The following is a 15,584-nucleotide window of genomic DNA, read 5'->3' on the forward strand; positions in this document are numbered from 1 at the left end:
GCGGGCGGACGGCCGGCGGGCGGCGCCTCACCGAGGTCACGGGCCGTCCGCGCGGCCGCCGTCCGCCCGCGGGCTCCGCGGGTTCTCCGGCTCCGTGCCCGCGTCCTCCGGCGCCGTCTCCCGCTCCGGCGGCGCGGAGGCGGCACCGGCCGCGGGTGCCGGACCGGGCTCGTTGCTGACGTACTCGGTGAGCCGGTGGACCTGGCGCTCCAGCGCCCGGATCCGGTCCCTGACGTGCTCGGGCAGATTCTGCATGGGCTGCTTCCTCCCGGAACGGGCCGGCGTTCTCCCGACGGTTCCCCTGCTGCCCCGGGTCCCGGGGAGCCGGCGGCTGTCCCCTCCATCGTGGAACCCCGCCGCCCCGGTGCGCAGCCGAACGCCCGCACCGGCGGGACGGCCGCGGCCAGGGGCGTGCGCCCCGCCCCGTCCGGGCGGCCCCGCCGTAGCGGTCCCACGGGCCGGGTGGGACGGCGCGCGAAGGGACCGGGCGGGTCAGCGTTCCGCCACCCCGTCCAGGCCGCAGCGGCGCTGGAAGGCGACGGCGACCGCCATCAGCGCGGCGGGGAGGAGGGTGAAGCCGAGGAGCAGCGCCGTGAGCGCGGAGTCCGGCTGCGCCACCAGGTGTCCCTCCGTGGTGGAGAGGAAGCCGCCGAGGGCGAGCACCGCGGAGTACACATACGGACCGGCGGCCGTGCCCGTCGCCTCGGTCGCCGTCCACACCCCGGTGTACGCGCCCGCGCGTGCCGTGCCCCGGGTCTCGGCGGCGGCCACCGCGTCCGGCACCATCGAGAAGGCCAGCAGCTGCAGCCCGGCGAAGGCGGTGCCGAGGGCCACCACCACGAGGACCGTGAAGGCCGTGCCCGCCGTCCCGCCCAGCAGCAGACCCAGCGAGCCTGCGATGAACGCCGTCTGTGCCAGCAGCAGTCCGCGCTGTTTGCCGATCCGCCGCGAGAGCCACAGCCAGCCGGGTCCGGCGATCACGGCCGGGGCGAGGAAGCCGCCCATGAAGACCGGGGTGAGGCCGCTGTCCCCGAAGACGTACCGGGTGTAGAAGGGCAGCGCCGCGAGGAAGAGGTGCGTGGTGGTGCCGGTGAAGAAGTAGGACAGGACCAGCGCCCGGAAGTCGCGGTCCCGGCCGGCGACGCGCAGGTCCCCGAGGACGGAGTGCGCGTGCGCGCCGGGCGGGCGGAAGCCGCAGCGGCCGGTGAGCCGCCGGACGCCCGCGAGGCCGGCCACCCCGGAGACGGCCATGCCCACCGCCAGCACCACCGCCATCAGGGAGTAGTCCCCGCGGCTCCCCGAGGCGACCAGGGCCGGTGCCGCGACCCCGGAGGCGAGGAGCCCCAGGGTCAGGAAGAGCATCCGGAACATGAAGACCCGGGTGCGCTCGTGGTAGCCGATGCGCAGGTCGGAGGGCGTTGTCAGATACGGCACCTGGAAGCAGGCGAAGAGCAGGTTGCCGGCGATGTACCAGCCGCCGACCCACAGCGCGGCCCCCGGCCCGGTGAGGCCCGCGGGCACCGTGAACAGGGCTGCCATGGCGAGCGCCAGCAGCAGTCCCCAGCGGAGCATGCCCCGCCGGTGCCCGTCGCGGCGCGCCTGCCGGTCGGAGAGGGAGCCCAGCAGCGGGTGGACGAGCGCGTCGACGATCTTGGGTACGAGAAGCGTCAGCCCGGCCAGGAACGGCGAGACGCCCAGCGTGTGGGTGAGGAAGTACAACAGGAGGAGTCCGGGGACGGTGACCCAGACCCCCATGCCGACCGAGCCGGTGGCGTACGCCATGAGGTCGCCCGCCCGCGCCCGCCGCGGGGGCCCGGCCCGTTCGGCCGGTTCCCGGGTCAGCGGGTCCGGTCGGGCGGTCACGGCCGGTCCCCCTGGCGATGGCGCCGGACGACTCCGGCGGCCGGCTCCGCGCCCTCGAAGGCTCCGGACCGGACGCGGCCGGCCAGGGTGCGGGCGACGATCCGGTCGGTGATCGACGGCAGATGGCGGGCCAGGAAGATCTCGGCGGCGCCCCGCCGGGTGGTGGCCAGATCGCGCCGGACCCGGCGGCCGAGCCCGGCCCTGAGCACCGCGTCCACCACGCCCTCCAGCGGCTCGTAGCTGCTCATCCCCTCCAGGGACAGCCCGGCCGCGGCGGTCGAGTCGTGGATGGGGCTGCGCACCGCCGAGGGGTAGACGCAGCTGACGCCGACGTGGGTGCCGATCTCCAGGCGGAGCGCGTCGGCGTAGGCCACCAGCGCGCGCTTGGACGCTCCGTACGCGGCCGCGAGGGGCAGCTGCAGGACGGCCATCCGGGAGGAGACCATGACGACCCGGCCCCGGGAGGCCACCAGGGCGTCCACGCAGGCGGCGGTCACGCGCCAGGCGCCGAGCAGGTTGATGTCGAGCTGGCGGCGGACCTCGTCGCCGGGCGGGAGTTCGGCGGGGGCGGGCCCGCCGGTGCCGGCGTTGTTGATCAGCAGGTCCAGGCCGCCGAGCCGGTCGAGGGCGGCGGCCACCGCCCCGGGCACGGCCGTGTCGTCGGTGAGGTCGCAGGGCAGCACCTCGGCCGGGTCGTCCGGGCGGGGGGCGAGGTCCAGGCCGACGACGTGCGCGCCGAGTTCCGTGAGCCGGGCGGAGAGCGCCCGGCCGAAGGTGCCGGAGGCGCCCGTGACGAGGACCCGCAGGCCGCGCGCGTCGCGGCGGCCGCCGCCGAGCAGGGCGGCGAGGGCGGCCCCGGGAGTGGTGCGGGCGGTGGCGGCGGTACGGGGGCCGGTGCTCATACGGTGCTCTCCTCGGTGTTCTCCCGGGTGTTCTCGTCGGTGTTCTCCGCGCGGCGGGCCGGTGCGGCCGGACGGGCGGCACCACGCCGCGCGCGGGCGCGCCCGGCCTTCATCTCCCGGGACAGCCCGGCGATGTAGCGGTCGAAGTCGATCCGCATCCGCGGACGCCGGTCGCTCCCCCAGCGCGCGGTGGCCTCCCGCAGGTCGCGGTCGGTGGAGCGCCGCTGCTCCGCCGCCGGGGGCAGGGCGTAGTCGCCGGCCAGCCGGGCGGCGGCCAGCTTGGCCTGGGCCTCGACGACGGGAAGGGCGGCGCCGGTGGACTGCATCAGCCCGACGAACGCCAGGCCGGGGTCGTCGAGATGGAACACCCTCTTGTAGAGGGGCAGTTGCTCGGGGTCCCCGCCGGTCCAGCGGGGGGAGAGGAAGGGGATGGTGACGCGGTAGCCGGTGGCCCAGACGAGCACGTCGACCGGGTCGGAACGGCCGTCGGTGAAGACCACGCGGTCCCCCTCGAAGCGGTCGATGCCGGGGCGTGCGGCCACCTCGCCATGGGTGAGGCGGTGGAGGATGGTGTCGCTGATGGTGGGGTGGTTCTGGAAGAGGCCGCCGGCCGGGGCGGGGAGCCCGTAGCGCTGCGGGCGGCCCACGGCCAGCCCGAGGAGGGTCTCGGCGATCCGCTGGCGGAGCCGCCAGGGCAGGACGGAGAGGGCGCCGCCGGTCGCGTCGGCCGGGCGGCCGAACAGGTACTTGGGCACGATGTGCACGCCGCGGCGGGCCGAGAGGAGCACCGGGCCGCGGGCGGTGTACGAGGCGTCGACCGCGATGTCCATGGCGGAGTTGCCCATGCCGACGACGAGCACCCGGCGGTCCCGGAAGACGTCGGCGGTGCGGTAGTCGTGGGCGTGCATCACGGTGCCGGTGAAGGTGCCGGGGTAGCCGGGTTCGGGCAGCCGGGGGTCCCAGTTGTGGCCGTTGGCGACCACGACGGCGTCGTACCGGCCGGTGTCGCCGGCCTCGGTGGTGACGCGCCAGGCGTGCCCCGCCCCGGTCTCCGTCCCGTTCTCGCGTTCGACGGAGGCGACCGTGGTGCCGTAGCGGATGTGCGGGGTGAGGCCGAAGGTCTCGGCGTAGTCGGCGAGGTATCCGGCCACGAGGTCGGCCGACGGGTAGTCCGGCCACTCCGCCGGCATGGGGAAGTCCGCGAACTGGGTGCGTCCCTTGCTGGTGTTGAGGTGGAGCGAGGCGTAGGCCGGGGAGAGACCGCTGCTGTTGCCGCGGGCCCACAGCCCGCCGGGCCGGTCGCCCTTCTCGTAGGTGACGACGTCGGCTCCGGCGTCGAGGAGGGCCTTGGTGGCGGCGAGTCCGGCCGCTCCGGCGCCGATCACGGCGGCACGGCGGGGAGGGGGCATGGGGGCGTCTCCTGGGAACCGGGGGAAGGGGAGGCGGCGGGGCAAGGGGCGGGGACGGGTCGTTCCTTCCCCCGCCGCCGGCCCCGGCGGGGCGGCGCTGCCGGGGCACGGGCACGGCGGGCCGCGGAGGGCGGGGCCGCGGTCCGTCTGTGGTGGGATCCAACCGTAGGCGCGGCTCACGGGCCGGGACATGGCGTGCGTCACCCGATTCGGGGGCTGGATTGTTCCCGGTCACAAGGGCGGGCAGGATGGCCGGATGCACGCGCGCGACGACTGGCCCCCTGTGGTCGATCTCATCGAGCGGGTCGTCGGTGAGGACGACCTGCTGCCCTCCGTGGTGGCCACCGTCCGCACGATGGTGCAGGAGATCGCGGCCCTTCCCTCCGCCGACATCGCCGGGCACACCCGCGCGCTGCTGGCCGCGGCCACCCGGGCCCTGGCGGCCCGCCGGGGGCCGACGGAGGCGGAGCTGTCGTTCGTGGAGGAACTGGCGGTGACGCGCGCCCGCCAGGGGGTGTCCATCGAGTCCGTCCTGGCGGCCGTCCACGTGGCCGAGCGGGCGATCTGGTCCCGGGCCCGGGAGCTGGCCGCCGGTGCCGGGGTGGCCCCCGAACGGCTGCTGGACGCGCGGGAGCTGTACGACGACTGGGCCGAGGCCGTACGGGGCCGGCTGATCACCGCGCACCGCGCCACCGGGGCCGACCGGGAACCGCCGAGCGGCGGGCGGGACGCGGCGCTGCTGCGGCGGCTGTTCGCCGGCGGTTCGGCGGCCGCGCTGGCGGCCGCCGAGGCGGGTCTGCCGGCGGCCGGCGGGCTGTGGGTCCTGGTGGCCCGGCCCGAGGACGCCGCGGCGGCCCCGGATCGGGCGCCGCGCGACCCCGGCGCCCCGGCGCTGTCGGCGCTGGTGGACGGCCTGCTGGTCGCCGTGCACGCGCGGCGGTCCCCGGCCCGTACCGCCCGCGCGGTCCGGGCGGGGGCGGCGGCCGGGCTCGCCGGGCCCGGTGACCCGGAGGGCCTGGCCTTCGTACGGCGTCTGGCGGTGGCCGCCCTCGCGGCCGCCGAGGCCGCCGGGCGGTCCGGGGTGGTGCACATCGCCGAGGTGGCGGCCCTCGCCGCGGTGGTGGACCGGGCCGATCTGGCGGCGGTGCTGCTCGACCGCCACGAGGCGGCGCTGACCGGGCTGGGCGCGAACGCCGGGCCGGTGGCTCTCGCCGTCCGCGCCTGGCTGGAGGCCGACCGGGATGTGCCGGCGGCGGCGGAGCGGCTGTTCGTGCACCCCAATACGGTGCGCAACCGGATCCAGCGCTTCTCCGCCGTCACCGGGATCGACCCGGCGGGGACCTTCGGGGCCGTCGACGCCTGGTGGCTGTGCCGGGCCTGGCTCGCGCGGTCCTGACCGCCGCCGGGGCGCGCCCGGCGGGCCGCGGCTCTCCCGTTCCCGTCTGCCGTTCCCGGCGTTTTCCGGCCGGGTTCGGGGGCCGATGAGCGTCAAAAGGTGAGATAACCTTTTTCGCGGTTTGCCGTGCACGGTGCGCGGAGTGGCCGTTTCTACAAGGGTTTTGCCCACCGCGGTGGGCTTCCCCGTGATCCCGCGTCACCGGCAGGCTCTCGACCGGCGCCTGTCCGAACGCTGCGGACGGGCGAGCGAGAGGGAGCAGGGCGGCTGTGACTCCACCCGCGACTGAAGTCGCGGGCTTCCTGTTTCGGTGGCTAGGCACCGGCGCAGAGGACCAGCCCGGCCCTGTGTTTGACGTTGAGTGCGCCGACGTGGTCGGCGTGTGCCACCAGGCCGCAGTTGACGCACGTGAACTTCGCCTGGGTGACGCGGTTCTCCTTCGCCACGTGCCCGCAGCCGCCGATTGCCGGTGGGCAGGTGCGGGACGTGTTGCGGGCGTCCACCGGGATCACGCGGCGACCGGCGCTTTCAGCCTTGTCCGCCAGGATCCTCAGGAACTGCCCCCAACCCGCATCCAGAATGCTGCGGTTCAGCCCGGCCTTCGCCGCGGCACCGTTCGCCAGGAACGCACCGTCGCGGTCGGGGTCCGGACGGGGTGCGGGCGCCCGGGTCATGCCCGCGGTGTTCAGCCGCTCATGCCCGATCACATCATGTTCACGGACCAGGGCGAGGGCCTGCTTGTGGTGGTGGTCCCCACGCCGGCGCCGGATCTTCGCGTGCAGCTTGGCGACCTTGCGGGCCGCGGCACGATGCTTCTTCGTACGACGCCGGACGCGCTTGGGGAAGGTCGCCAGGTGGTGCCGCGCTGCGGCCAGCTCCCGGGCCGCCTTGCCGAGGAACCCGGGGTTGGCGACGTGGTGGCCGTCGGAGTCGGTGAGGAAGTGGACCGTGCCCAGGTCGATGCCCACCTGGCTGCCGGTGGGCGACAGCGGCTCGGCGGGCACCTCGTCACAGGCGAGGACGACGTACCAGCGCGGGCCCTCCCGCTTGACACTGACCGTCTTCACCCGGCCCCGCACCGGCCGGTGCCGGTGAACGCGGACATGCCCGACACCCTGCAGCCGCACGCGGGTCTGGGTGTCGTGGGGGGTGGAGTCCCACCGGCAGCCGTCCCCGTCCCGGGGGAAAGTGACGGTGTCGAAATGCCCGACCCCCTTGAACCGCGGGTACCCGGGGGTACCACCGGCCTTCACCCGCCGGAAGAAAGCCTGGAAGGCCCGGTCCAGGCGACGCAGGGTCGCCTGCTGACTGGAGAAGGACCACCGGCCCTGACGCTCCGGATCGAACGCCCGGATCTCCCTCAACTGCGCCGACTGATCCCCGTACCGCACCGACGTCCGGGAACTGTGCCGGTAGGCATCACGACGCTCCTGCAACGCCCCGTTGTACAGAGAGCAGTGATCCCGCACCATCTCCACCAGCGCCCGCTCCTGACGGACCGTGGGACGCAGCAGAAACCGATACGCCCGCCTCACACCCACCCCACCTCCCCCGTTTCCCCTGACCAACGCCGGTGTGCTCACGCTACCGGCCCCCACTGACAACACAGCGTGCTCCGCCGCTGCGCGGCTCCGGCCCAAGGATGCGATTCCCCCACCGGCTGAAGCCGATGGTCCCCCCGAAAGAAGACCTGATGGCGGGTGACGGACCACGTCCGGGGGCGCGGGGCAGGGCCGCACAGGGTGCGGGTCCGGTGGGTGAACCCGAGTTGCGGCAGTTGCTCGCCGGGCTGACCGCCGTGCGCGACGGGGACTTCGGCACCCGGCTTCCGGACGAGGCGGACGGCCTGCTCGGGGAGATCGCCACGGTCTTCAACGGCATGGTCGACCAACTGTCGCTGTTCACCTCGGAGGTGACCCGGGTCGCCCGCGAGGTCGCCCGCGAGGTCGGCAGCGAGGGCCGGCTCGGCGGCCAGGCCCGGGTTCCCGGAGTCGGCGGTGTCTGGCGGGATCTGACCGATTCCGTCAACTTCATGGCGGGCAATCTGACAGACCAAGTCCGCAGTGTCGCCCAGGTGACGACCGCCGTCGCCGAGGGCGACCTCTCCCAGAAGATCACCGTCGACGCCCGCGGCGAGATCCTCGAGCTGAAGAACACCATCAACACCATGGTCGACCAGCTGTCGTCCTTCGCCGACGAGGTGACCCGCGTCGCCCGCGACGTGGGCACCGAGGGCCGGCTCGGCGGCCAGGCCGACGTCAAGGGCGTCTCCGGCTGACCCTGGCCGGCTCGGCCGGTTTCACCGGTGAGGAGGCCCGGCGCTGGCGCTACGTCCCGCCGGGCGTCGCCACCCCGGCCCGGCACGCGCTCACCGAACTGCGCACCGTGTGGTTCGACCGGCTGTCGGTGTCCGGCCTGCCGTCCATCGGGCGCCAGGAGAATCCCGACGGCGGCCGGGTGGCCGTGCCGGCCGGCACCGGCGGGCGGATCCAGGCGGTGCTGGAGATCTGCTGGCCCAAGCCGCTGGCGGGGCCGCAGCCGCCGCAGGTGCGGCGGCAGATCGAGGCCCTGGCGGAGCTGTGCGCGCACACCCTGGAGGCGCACCAGGCGACGGGGGTGGCCGCCGGCCCCGCCGAGGCCCCCGACCGCCACTGGCCGGAGCTCGTGGACCTGGCCGACGGGCTGCGGGACGCCGCGCTGGTGCTCCGTCCGCATCTGGACCCGGACGGCCTGCTCGGCGACTTCCGCATCCACCACGTCAACCCGGTGTTCATCGACATCGGCGGGCGGCCGCGCAGCGGATCCTCGGCGCTCTGATGCTGGAGGCGTATCCGCTGGCCGCCGAGGCGAGCGGCCTGTTCGAGAAGCTGGAGCACGTCTACGCCACGGGCGAGCCCTTCCGCGGCGACCACATGCGGCTGACCACACTGGTGGACGACGTGCCGATCAGCTCGGCCGCGAGTGTCAGCATCAGCCGCCACGGGGAGAACCTGCTGCTCATCTGGCGGGTGCAGGACGAGGCGGCCCGGCTGGCGAGCCTTCTGCAGCACGCCCAGCGGCTGGGCCGGCTCGGCGGGTTCGAGGAGCACGCGGGAGCGGAGGGCATCAGCTGGAACAGCCAGATGTACGCCCTGTTCGGGCTCCCGCCCACCGCGCGCCCCGTTCCGCTGGAGCGGCTCCCGGATTACGCCCATCCGGATGACGCCATCACGATCGGCCGGTTTCTGCGGACTCTCCTCCACCACCGGCGTCCCGCTTCCACGGCTTTCAGGATGCGGCGGCCCGACGGGGTCACCCGGCACATCCGGGTGGTCGCCGAACCCGTCCTCGACCAGCGCCGGCAGTTGGTCTCCGTCCGCGGCGCTTTCCAGGACATCTCCGCGCAGCACTGGACGGAGGTCGCGCTGGCCGCCACCCGCGACCAGCTCGCGCACACCGAGCAGGAGTCGGCCGAACGCAGCCGTCTCGCCCTGCAGTTGCAGCACGCGATCATGCCGCCGACGCGCGGCCCGCTGGACGCCGAGGGGCTGCGGGTGGTCGTCCGCTACCGGCCCGCGGAGACCGACAGCCTGGTCGGCGGCGACTGGTACGACGTGGCCGTGCTGCCCTCCCAGCAGATCCTGCTCTGCGTCGGGGACGTCGCGGGGCACGGCATCTCGGCGGCGACCAGCATGGTCGTGCTGCGCAACGCGCTGCGCGGCCTGGCTGTCACCGGCGCCGGCCCCGGCCAGCTGCTGACCTGGCTGAACAGCGTGACGTACCACCTCACCAGCCAGGTCACGGCCACGGCGATCTGCGCCCTGTACGACCCGCGGGACCGTTCGCTGCGCTGGGCCCGTGCCGGGCACCTGCCGCCCGTCCTGGTGCGTTCCGCGGAGGCGGGCCCGCTGGCGCTGCCCCGGGGGATCCTGCTGGGTGCCGTCGCCGAGACGCGCTACGAGGAGCTCCGGACGGAGCTGGAGCCCGACGACCGGCTGCTGATGTACACCGACGGCCTGATCGAGCGGCGCGACCGCTCGGCGGAGAACGCGCTCGACCAGCTCATCAGCACCGTGGGTTCCCCGGCCGGTGACCTGGAGACGTATCTGGACCGGCTGCTGACCCACAGCCGCTCCGACACGGACGACGACACCTGCGTCATCGGCATCCAGCTGAGCTGAGGCGGCGGCCCGCCGCCGGCCCCGTCAGGCCGGGTCGGGGACGGCGCCGCCGGGCTCGCTCCGCGCGGCCCGGGCGGGGCCGGGCCCGGGAGCCGCCGCCGGGGGCGCGGCGCGTTCCAGCCACCGCAGGAGGAGGGCGAGGGTGCCGGCGATGGCGGGCCAGTAGACGTAGCGGTAGTCCGACACCGGCACGATGGGGAAGTAGCCGAGGATGTAGGCAGCCGAGCTGATGCCCAGCGCGCGGACGGGCAGGGCGAAGAGGCCCCGGCCGGGGCGGACGGCGAGGACCAGGGCGACGGTGAGCCAGAACCAGCCGGCGAAGAGCAGCGGCAGGTCCCGCACCGCGCCGTTCACATAGGTCTCGAGCGTGGCCGCCAGGCGGGTGTTGGACGGTTTCAGGCCGAGGTCGTTGGCGCTGATGCCGGCGTGGTACTGGTACGTCGGCTCGAACAGCAGCTTGGCGAAGACCTGGGTGCGGTAGGCGAGATAGCCGGGCAGGTGACGGGGCATCTCCTCGGCCCACAGGGAACGGAGTTGCTCCGCGTCGGGGGCGAGCCCCCGCGGGGAGCGCCGGTAGCAGGCCCAGTAGGCGTCCGAGAGGGCGCCCGCCCGGCGGCATTCCTCCGCCGAGGCGACCAGCCGCTCGCGGAGGTCCGGGGGGACGGGCGCGGCGCGGAGCTCGTCGGCGCTCAGGACGTGCAGCAGGTCGTCGAGGAAGACCTGGGAGACCTGGCTCGTCTCCACGGGCCGGGCCGCCAGTGAGATGGCGGCGGTGGGCACGGCCAGGCCGGCGGCGAGCGCGGCGGCGGCGACCAGCCAGACCCGGCGCGAGGGGCGCGGCCACAGGGCGAGGACGAGCAGCACGAAGACGGGCACGGCGGCGAGGATCGCGTTCTTGCGGACCAGCACGGCGTAGCTCAGGAAGAGCACCCCGAGCGCGAGCAGCGTCCACCGGGCGCCGGCCGCCCATGGCGTGCCGGGCCGGACCTTGCGCAGGCAGAGGCCGGTGAGGGCGATCGCGCAGGTGGCGAGCAGCGCGTACGCCATGTGGACGTCCTTCCACACCACTCCGGCGAAGGTGAGGACGTGCGGGGCCGCGCCGGTGGCGAGGACGGCCAGGGAGCCGGAGCGGCTGCCGGTCAGTTCCCTGACGCAGCAGGCGGCCACCCAGAGGGATCCCCACAGGACGGCCGCCTGGAGGACGGCCAGGGAGGCGAAGGTCCCGGTGACGGCGATGAGCCCGCGCCACAGCAGGCTCAGCACCGGCGGGTGCCAGTCCGCCAGCGGGGTCCGGCCGGTGGCCTGCTGGTACTGGGAGAGGCTGTCGGGGCTCATGAACCCGGGCGCGAAGACGAGGGCGGTGGCCGTGCAGCCGGCGGCGGCGAGGAGGCCCAGGCTCCAGATCCAGCGGCGTTCGCGGAGGAATAGCCGGATTTGTCCCATGGGCCGGGATGCTAGCAGCGGGCCGGGGGCGGCCCGGGCACGGCCGCAGCCGTGCGTCAGGAGGCGGTGAAGACGTAGCTGCGGTAGGCGAAGAAGCGGAACAGGGTGGCGACACCCCATCCGCAGACGCGGGCGGTGTTGTCGCTGAGCACCGAGTCGAGGCCGAGCAGCTGGCGGGAGAGGAGGACGGTCCCGGCGGTGATGGCGATGCCGATGACGTTCACCACGGTGAAGAGCAGCAGCTCGTGGGCCATGTTGTCGCGGCGGCGGCTCCGGTAGGTCCAGTAGCGGTTCCCGGCCCAGCTGAAGAGCGTGGCGGCGCCGGTCGCGAGGACGGAGGCGCGGACGGGGAGGTCCCGCATCGGGCCGCCGGCCCCGCCCGGGAGCCCGAAGACGAGGAGGGTGTAGCCGCCGTGGTCGAGCACGAAGGCCAGGGCGCCGACGGTCCCGAACTTGGCGGCCTCGCGCCAGACGCCCCGGACGATGTCGCGCAGGCGCAGCGTCAGCGAGGTGAGGACCGAGGCAACCGACACAAACCAGAAGATATCGGTCGCGGTGTGCCTTCCCGGGGCGGGCTCCCCCGTGTCGCACCATGGTCCGGGGTCCGTCCAGCCGAGGAGGAGCCGTGAGCCCGAGCCCGACCATCGCCTGCGTCGTGCCGTGTCACAACGAGGAGGCCGCCGTCGGCAAGGTGATCCGCGATCTGCGGGCGGCGCTCCCCGAGGCCGACGTCTACGTCTACGACAACAACTCCACCGACCGCACGGCGGAGGTCGCCCGGGAGGCGGGGGCGATCATCCGGGAGGAGCCCCGCAAGGGGAAGGGCAATGTGATCCGCCGGGCCTTCGCCGACGTCGACGCCGACGCGCTGCTCATCATCGACGGTGACGACACCTATGACGCCTCGCGCGCCCGCGAGATGGTCGACCTGCTCTTCCGCGGCCCCTACGACCAGGTCCTCGGGGCCCGCCGCGGGACCACGGGCAGCGCCTACCGGGCGGGGCACTCCTTCGGCAACCGGCTGCTCACCGGCGCGGTGCGGGTCCTCTTCGGCAACGACGTGACCGACATGCTGAGCGGGTACCGGGTCCTGTCCCGGCGTTTCGTCAAGTCCTTCCCCGCCCTCTCCCGGGAGTTCGAGATCGAGACGGAGATGACGGTCCACGCGCTCAACCTGCGTCTCCCCACCACGGAGGTCTCCGTCGACTACCGGGGCCGGCCCGCCGGGAGCGAGAGCAAGCTGCGGACCTACCGGGACGGCCGGCGCATCCTGGGCGTCATCCTCAACCTCGCGCGCCGGGAGCGGCCCTCGCTGGTGCACGCGCTGGTCGCCGGCCTGCTGGCGATGGCCGCGGTCGTCCTGGGGGTGCCGGTGATCGTGGAGTTCCTCCGGACGGGGACCGTGCCACGTTTCCCCACGGCGATCCTCGCGGCCGCCCTCATGATCATCGCCACGCTGGTCCTGCTGGTGGGGTACATCCTCGCGTCGGTGATGCACCTGCGGCAGGAGCACTCCCGCCTCGTCCACCTGGCCTATCCGGCGCCCGGGCCGCCTCCGCGCGCCGCCCCGGCCGGCCCGGCAGGCCCCGGCACCGCCGCTCCCCCCGGTTCCGGTGCCGCGCCGCCGGCCGGCGAGCGGTCCGGCCCGGCGGCCGGGGACCCGGGGGGTCCGTCGCCGGACGGCCTGGGTCCCGCCCCGTCCGGCACCGCCTGACGGGCGGGCCGGGCGGGCCGGGCGGGCCGGGCGGGGAGGCGGGCGGCTCCGCATACGGCGTTCCGATAAACGGAACAGGGGTTCCGCCCTACATTGACATCACCGGCGGACCCGGACAGACTCCTGACGGCGAATGAACCTTTGTTCGCATGGCGAACGCAGGCCTGCCCGCATCCGCCGCGGCTGCCCGCGGCTGCGCGCCGGTCCCGGCCCCGTCCGGGCCGGCCTCCACGCCTCACCGCCCCTTCCCTTCCAGCCCCCGAAGGACATCCCGCGATGACCCTCCACCGTGAACTGCTGATCGGCGGCAAGGACGTACCGGCCGCGTCGGGCCGGACGGCCCAGGACGTCAACCCGTACACCGGCGAGGTGTACGCCACCGTCGCCGCCGCCGGGGCCGGGGACGTCACCCGGGCCGTGGACGCGGCGGACGCGGCGTTCGGGGAGTGGGCGGCCGTCAGCCCCTTCGCCCGCCGCAAGATCCTGCTGGACGCGGCCGATCTGCTGGAGTCGCGGAGCGAGCAGGCCGCGGCCCACATGGCCGGCGAGGCCGGCGGCACCCGGCCGTGGGCCGGCTTCAACGTGGCGCTGGCCGCCCAGATGTTCCGCGAGGCCGCCTCGGCCGTCACCGCTCCCCGCGGTGAGGTGCTGACCTCCCAGGAGCCGGGCGCGCTGGGCCTGGCCATACGCGAACCGGTCGGTGTGGTCGCGGCGTTCTCCCCGTGGAACGCCCCCGTCATCCTGGGCGTGCGCGCCGTCGCGGCCCCGCTCGCCGCGGGCAACACCGTGGTGCTCAAGCCCAGCGAGGACGCGCCGGTCTCCTGCGGCCTGTTCATCGCCGACATCCTGCGGGAGGCCGGGCTGCCCGACGGCGTCCTCAACGTCGTCACCAACGACCCCGCCGACGCGGCCGAGGTGGCCGAGGCGCTCATCGCCGACCCGCGGGTCCGCTCGGTCAACTTCACCGGGTCCACCGAGGTCGGCCGGATCATCGGCATCCACGCCGCCACGCACCTCAAGCCCGCCGTCCTGGAGCTGGGCGGCAAGAACGCGATCATCGTCCTGGAGGACGCCGACCTCGACTACGCGGTGGACGCGGCCGCGTTCGGCGTCTTCATGAATTCCGGCCAGATCTGCATGTCCGGCGACCGGATCCTCGTCCACACCTCGCTGGCCGAGGAGTTCACCCGGAGGTTCACCGCCAAGGTCGCCGCGCTCCCCAGCGGCAGCCCCGAGGAGCCGCACACGGTCATCGGACCGCTGGTCACCCCCGCCGCGGCGCGGCGCGTGGCGGCCCTGGTGGAGGACGCCGTGGCCAAGGGCGCCACCGTCCTGACGGGCGGCGGCGAGCCCGAGGGCTCGGTGTACCCGGCGACCGTCCTCACCGATGTGCCCCGGGAGGCCGAGCTGTACCACGGCGAGGCCTTCGGCCCGGTCTGCGTGGTCACCGCCTTCGCCGACGACGACGAGGCCGTCGCTCTCGCCAACGACACCGACAACGGCCTCACCTGCGGCATCATCACCGAGAACGGCACCCACGGGCTGACGGTCGCCCGCCGGATCCGCACCGGCATCGTCCACGTCGGCGACCAGTCCGTCGCCGACGAGCCGCAGGCTCCCTTCGGCGGCTTCAAGGCCTCCGGCTACGGCCGGTTCGGCGGCCGCTGGGGCATCGAGGCGTTCAGCAACACCCGCTGGGTCACGCTCGCCACCCGGCACGCCCACTACCCGTTCTAGCCCGGCCGGGACCGCGGGCCCCGGCCCGGGGCGGGCGGGCCGGCGGGGCAGGGGCCGCACCGCGGGAGGTGCCGGGTGCGGCCCCCGCGGCACGCGCCTCAGCGGCCGGCGGCGGGGGGCGGGCCGGTGTGCCGCAGCCGGGCGACGCACAGGTTGGCGGCGACGAACGGCTCCAGGCTCTCGACCGCGAGCGGGGTCCGCAGGGTCTCGAGCGTCCCCTGCATCAGCCCGAGGTGGATGCCGCACACGATGTCCTGACGGCGCCGGGCCACCTCGATGAACGGGCAGTGGTGGAGCCGGATCCGGGGTTCCCCGTCCTCCTCGGCGGCCTCCGGGACGAAGCCCATGCTCTCCAGGTTCTCGACCAGCCGCCGCTGCCCCTCCCCGGCACCGACCGCCTCGGTGGGAGCCGGGGCCTCGGTCAGGTAGCCGCCCCAGGCACGGCCGGCGTCGGTGGCGGCGGCGGCCGGGTCGGCGGCGGTGGAGGAGACCGCTCCGACCAGGATGTCGGCGAGGAGCCGGAAGCTGCGGGAGCCGTCGTCGCCGGCGTCCGCCGCCGAGTAGACGATCTTCGGGCGGCCGGGCTCGGTGCGGGGAGCCGTGCCGCGCACGGCCAGCTCCTCGGCGACCAGGGCGTCCAGGTGGAAACGGGCGGTGTTGAGGTGCACGCCCAGCCGCTCGGCGACCTCGGCCGCCCCGAGCGGCTCCCCGGAGGAGCGCAGGCACCGGAGGACGGCGGCCCGGCGGCCTCGCTGGGCTGGAGCCGGGGTGCCGGTTCCGGGATCGGTGAGCTGGTGTCGCGGCATACGACGATGTTACAAGTGGCGCACGTAGAAACAAGTCCTGCCGTTTCTACCGTTTCCGGGCCGCCCGGACCGCGAGGTGGAGCGCGGTGCGGGCCCGGAGTCCGGCGGGAGCACCGGCCGGCGCCCCGGCCGGTGCTCCCGCGACGTCACCCGG

Annotated in this window: 11 protein-coding genes and 2 pseudogenes; 5 read left to right on the top strand and 8 right to left on the bottom strand. The window is 74.8% G+C overall.

What is annotated here, in order from left to right:
- Positions 1 to 36: 36 nt before the first annotated feature.
- The 4 genes from SXIN_RS00090 to SXIN_RS00105 all read right to left on the bottom strand — a co-directional run bounded on the left by SXIN_RS00090 (position 37) and on the right by SXIN_RS00105 (position 4,174).
- Entirely contained in the window at positions 37 to 255 is a 219-nt protein-coding gene (locus SXIN_RS00090; RefSeq protein WP_095756351.1) for a hypothetical protein, read from the bottom strand.
- Between the two features lie 237 nt (positions 256 to 492).
- Positions 493 to 1,863 carry an MFS transporter gene (locus tag SXIN_RS00095; protein WP_238153622.1) on the bottom strand — a complete coding sequence of 457 codons (1,371 nt, stop codon included), beginning with the start codon at positions 1,861 to 1,863 and terminating at the stop codon, positions 493 to 495.
- Complete coding sequence (locus SXIN_RS00100; RefSeq protein ID WP_095756352.1) at positions 1,860 to 2,765, bottom strand: SDR family NAD(P)-dependent oxidoreductase; 906 nt, start codon at positions 2,763 to 2,765, stop codon at positions 1,860 to 1,862. Before SXIN_RS00100 ends, SXIN_RS00095 begins: the two co-directional genes overlap by 4 nt.
- On the bottom strand, positions 2,762 to 4,174 hold the full coding sequence (locus SXIN_RS00105) for a flavin-containing monooxygenase (RefSeq protein ID WP_050930759.1): 1,413 nt from the start codon (positions 4,172 to 4,174) through the stop codon (positions 2,762 to 2,764). The genes SXIN_RS00100 and SXIN_RS00105 overlap by 4 nt, the downstream gene beginning before the upstream one ends.
- Positions 4,175 to 4,430: 256 nt before the next feature.
- Between SXIN_RS00105 and SXIN_RS00110 the strand changes: the two genes are divergently transcribed.
- Positions 4,431 to 5,570 carry a helix-turn-helix domain-containing protein gene (locus tag SXIN_RS00110; protein WP_095756353.1) on the top strand — a complete coding sequence of 380 codons (1,140 nt, stop codon included), beginning with the start codon at positions 4,431 to 4,433 and terminating at the stop codon, positions 5,568 to 5,570.
- Positions 5,571 to 5,884: 314 nt separating this feature from the next.
- Here the strand turns inward: SXIN_RS00110 and SXIN_RS00115 are convergent, their stop codons facing one another.
- On the bottom strand, positions 5,885 to 7,105 hold the full coding sequence (locus SXIN_RS00115) for an RNA-guided endonuclease InsQ/TnpB family protein (RefSeq protein ID WP_039820982.1): 1,221 nt from the start codon (positions 7,103 to 7,105) through the stop codon (positions 5,885 to 5,887).
- A 158-nt stretch (positions 7,106 to 7,263) separates the two neighbouring features.
- Here SXIN_RS00115 and SXIN_RS00120 point away from each other — a divergent pair.
- Both SXIN_RS00120 and SXIN_RS00125 read left to right on the top strand, forming a co-directional pair.
- A pseudogene (locus tag SXIN_RS00120) lies at positions 7,264 to 7,845 on the top strand (HAMP domain-containing protein); the annotation flags it as partial.
- Positions 7,845 to 9,730, top strand: a pseudogene (locus SXIN_RS00125) (PP2C family protein-serine/threonine phosphatase); the annotation flags it as partial. The pseudogenes SXIN_RS00120 and SXIN_RS00125, both read left to right, overlap by 1 nt.
- Positions 9,731 to 9,754: 24 nt before the next feature.
- On the opposite strand, the gene SXIN_RS00130 reads toward SXIN_RS00125, so the two are convergent.
- Together SXIN_RS00130 and SXIN_RS00135 are read right to left on the bottom strand one after the other, a co-directional pair.
- A complete protein-coding gene (locus tag SXIN_RS00130; RefSeq protein WP_095756354.1) occupies positions 9,755 to 11,173 on the bottom strand; it encodes a hypothetical protein in 1,419 nt (472 codons plus the stop codon).
- Between the two features lie 56 nt (positions 11,174 to 11,229).
- On the bottom strand, positions 11,230 to 11,706 hold the full coding sequence (locus SXIN_RS00135) for a GtrA family protein (protein WP_019708420.1): 477 nt from the start codon (positions 11,704 to 11,706) through the stop codon (positions 11,230 to 11,232).
- A 92-nt stretch (positions 11,707 to 11,798) separates the two neighbouring features.
- Here SXIN_RS00135 and SXIN_RS00140 point away from each other — a divergent pair, with 92 nt between their 5' ends.
- Entirely contained in the window at positions 11,799 to 12,887 is a 1,089-nt protein-coding gene (locus tag SXIN_RS00140) for a glycosyltransferase family 2 protein (RefSeq protein WP_095756355.1), read from the top strand.
- Between the two features lie 276 nt (positions 12,888 to 13,163).
- Positions 13,164 to 14,624 (top strand): aldehyde dehydrogenase family protein, encoded by a 1,461-nt coding sequence (locus SXIN_RS00145; RefSeq protein ID WP_019708418.1) that lies wholly within the window; start codon positions 13,164 to 13,166, stop codon positions 14,622 to 14,624.
- 98 nt (positions 14,625 to 14,722) lie between these two features.
- On the opposite strand, the gene SXIN_RS00150 is transcribed toward SXIN_RS00145, so the two are convergent.
- A complete protein-coding gene (locus SXIN_RS00150; RefSeq protein WP_095756356.1) occupies positions 14,723 to 15,430 on the bottom strand; it encodes a helix-turn-helix transcriptional regulator in 708 nt (235 codons plus the stop codon).
- Positions 15,431 to 15,584: the final 154 nt, after the last annotated feature.

This window comes from Streptomyces xinghaiensis S187 (genome assembly GCF_000220705.2).
Taxonomy (GTDB): domain Bacteria; phylum Actinomycetota; class Actinomycetes; order Streptomycetales; family Streptomycetaceae; genus Streptomyces; species Streptomyces xinghaiensis.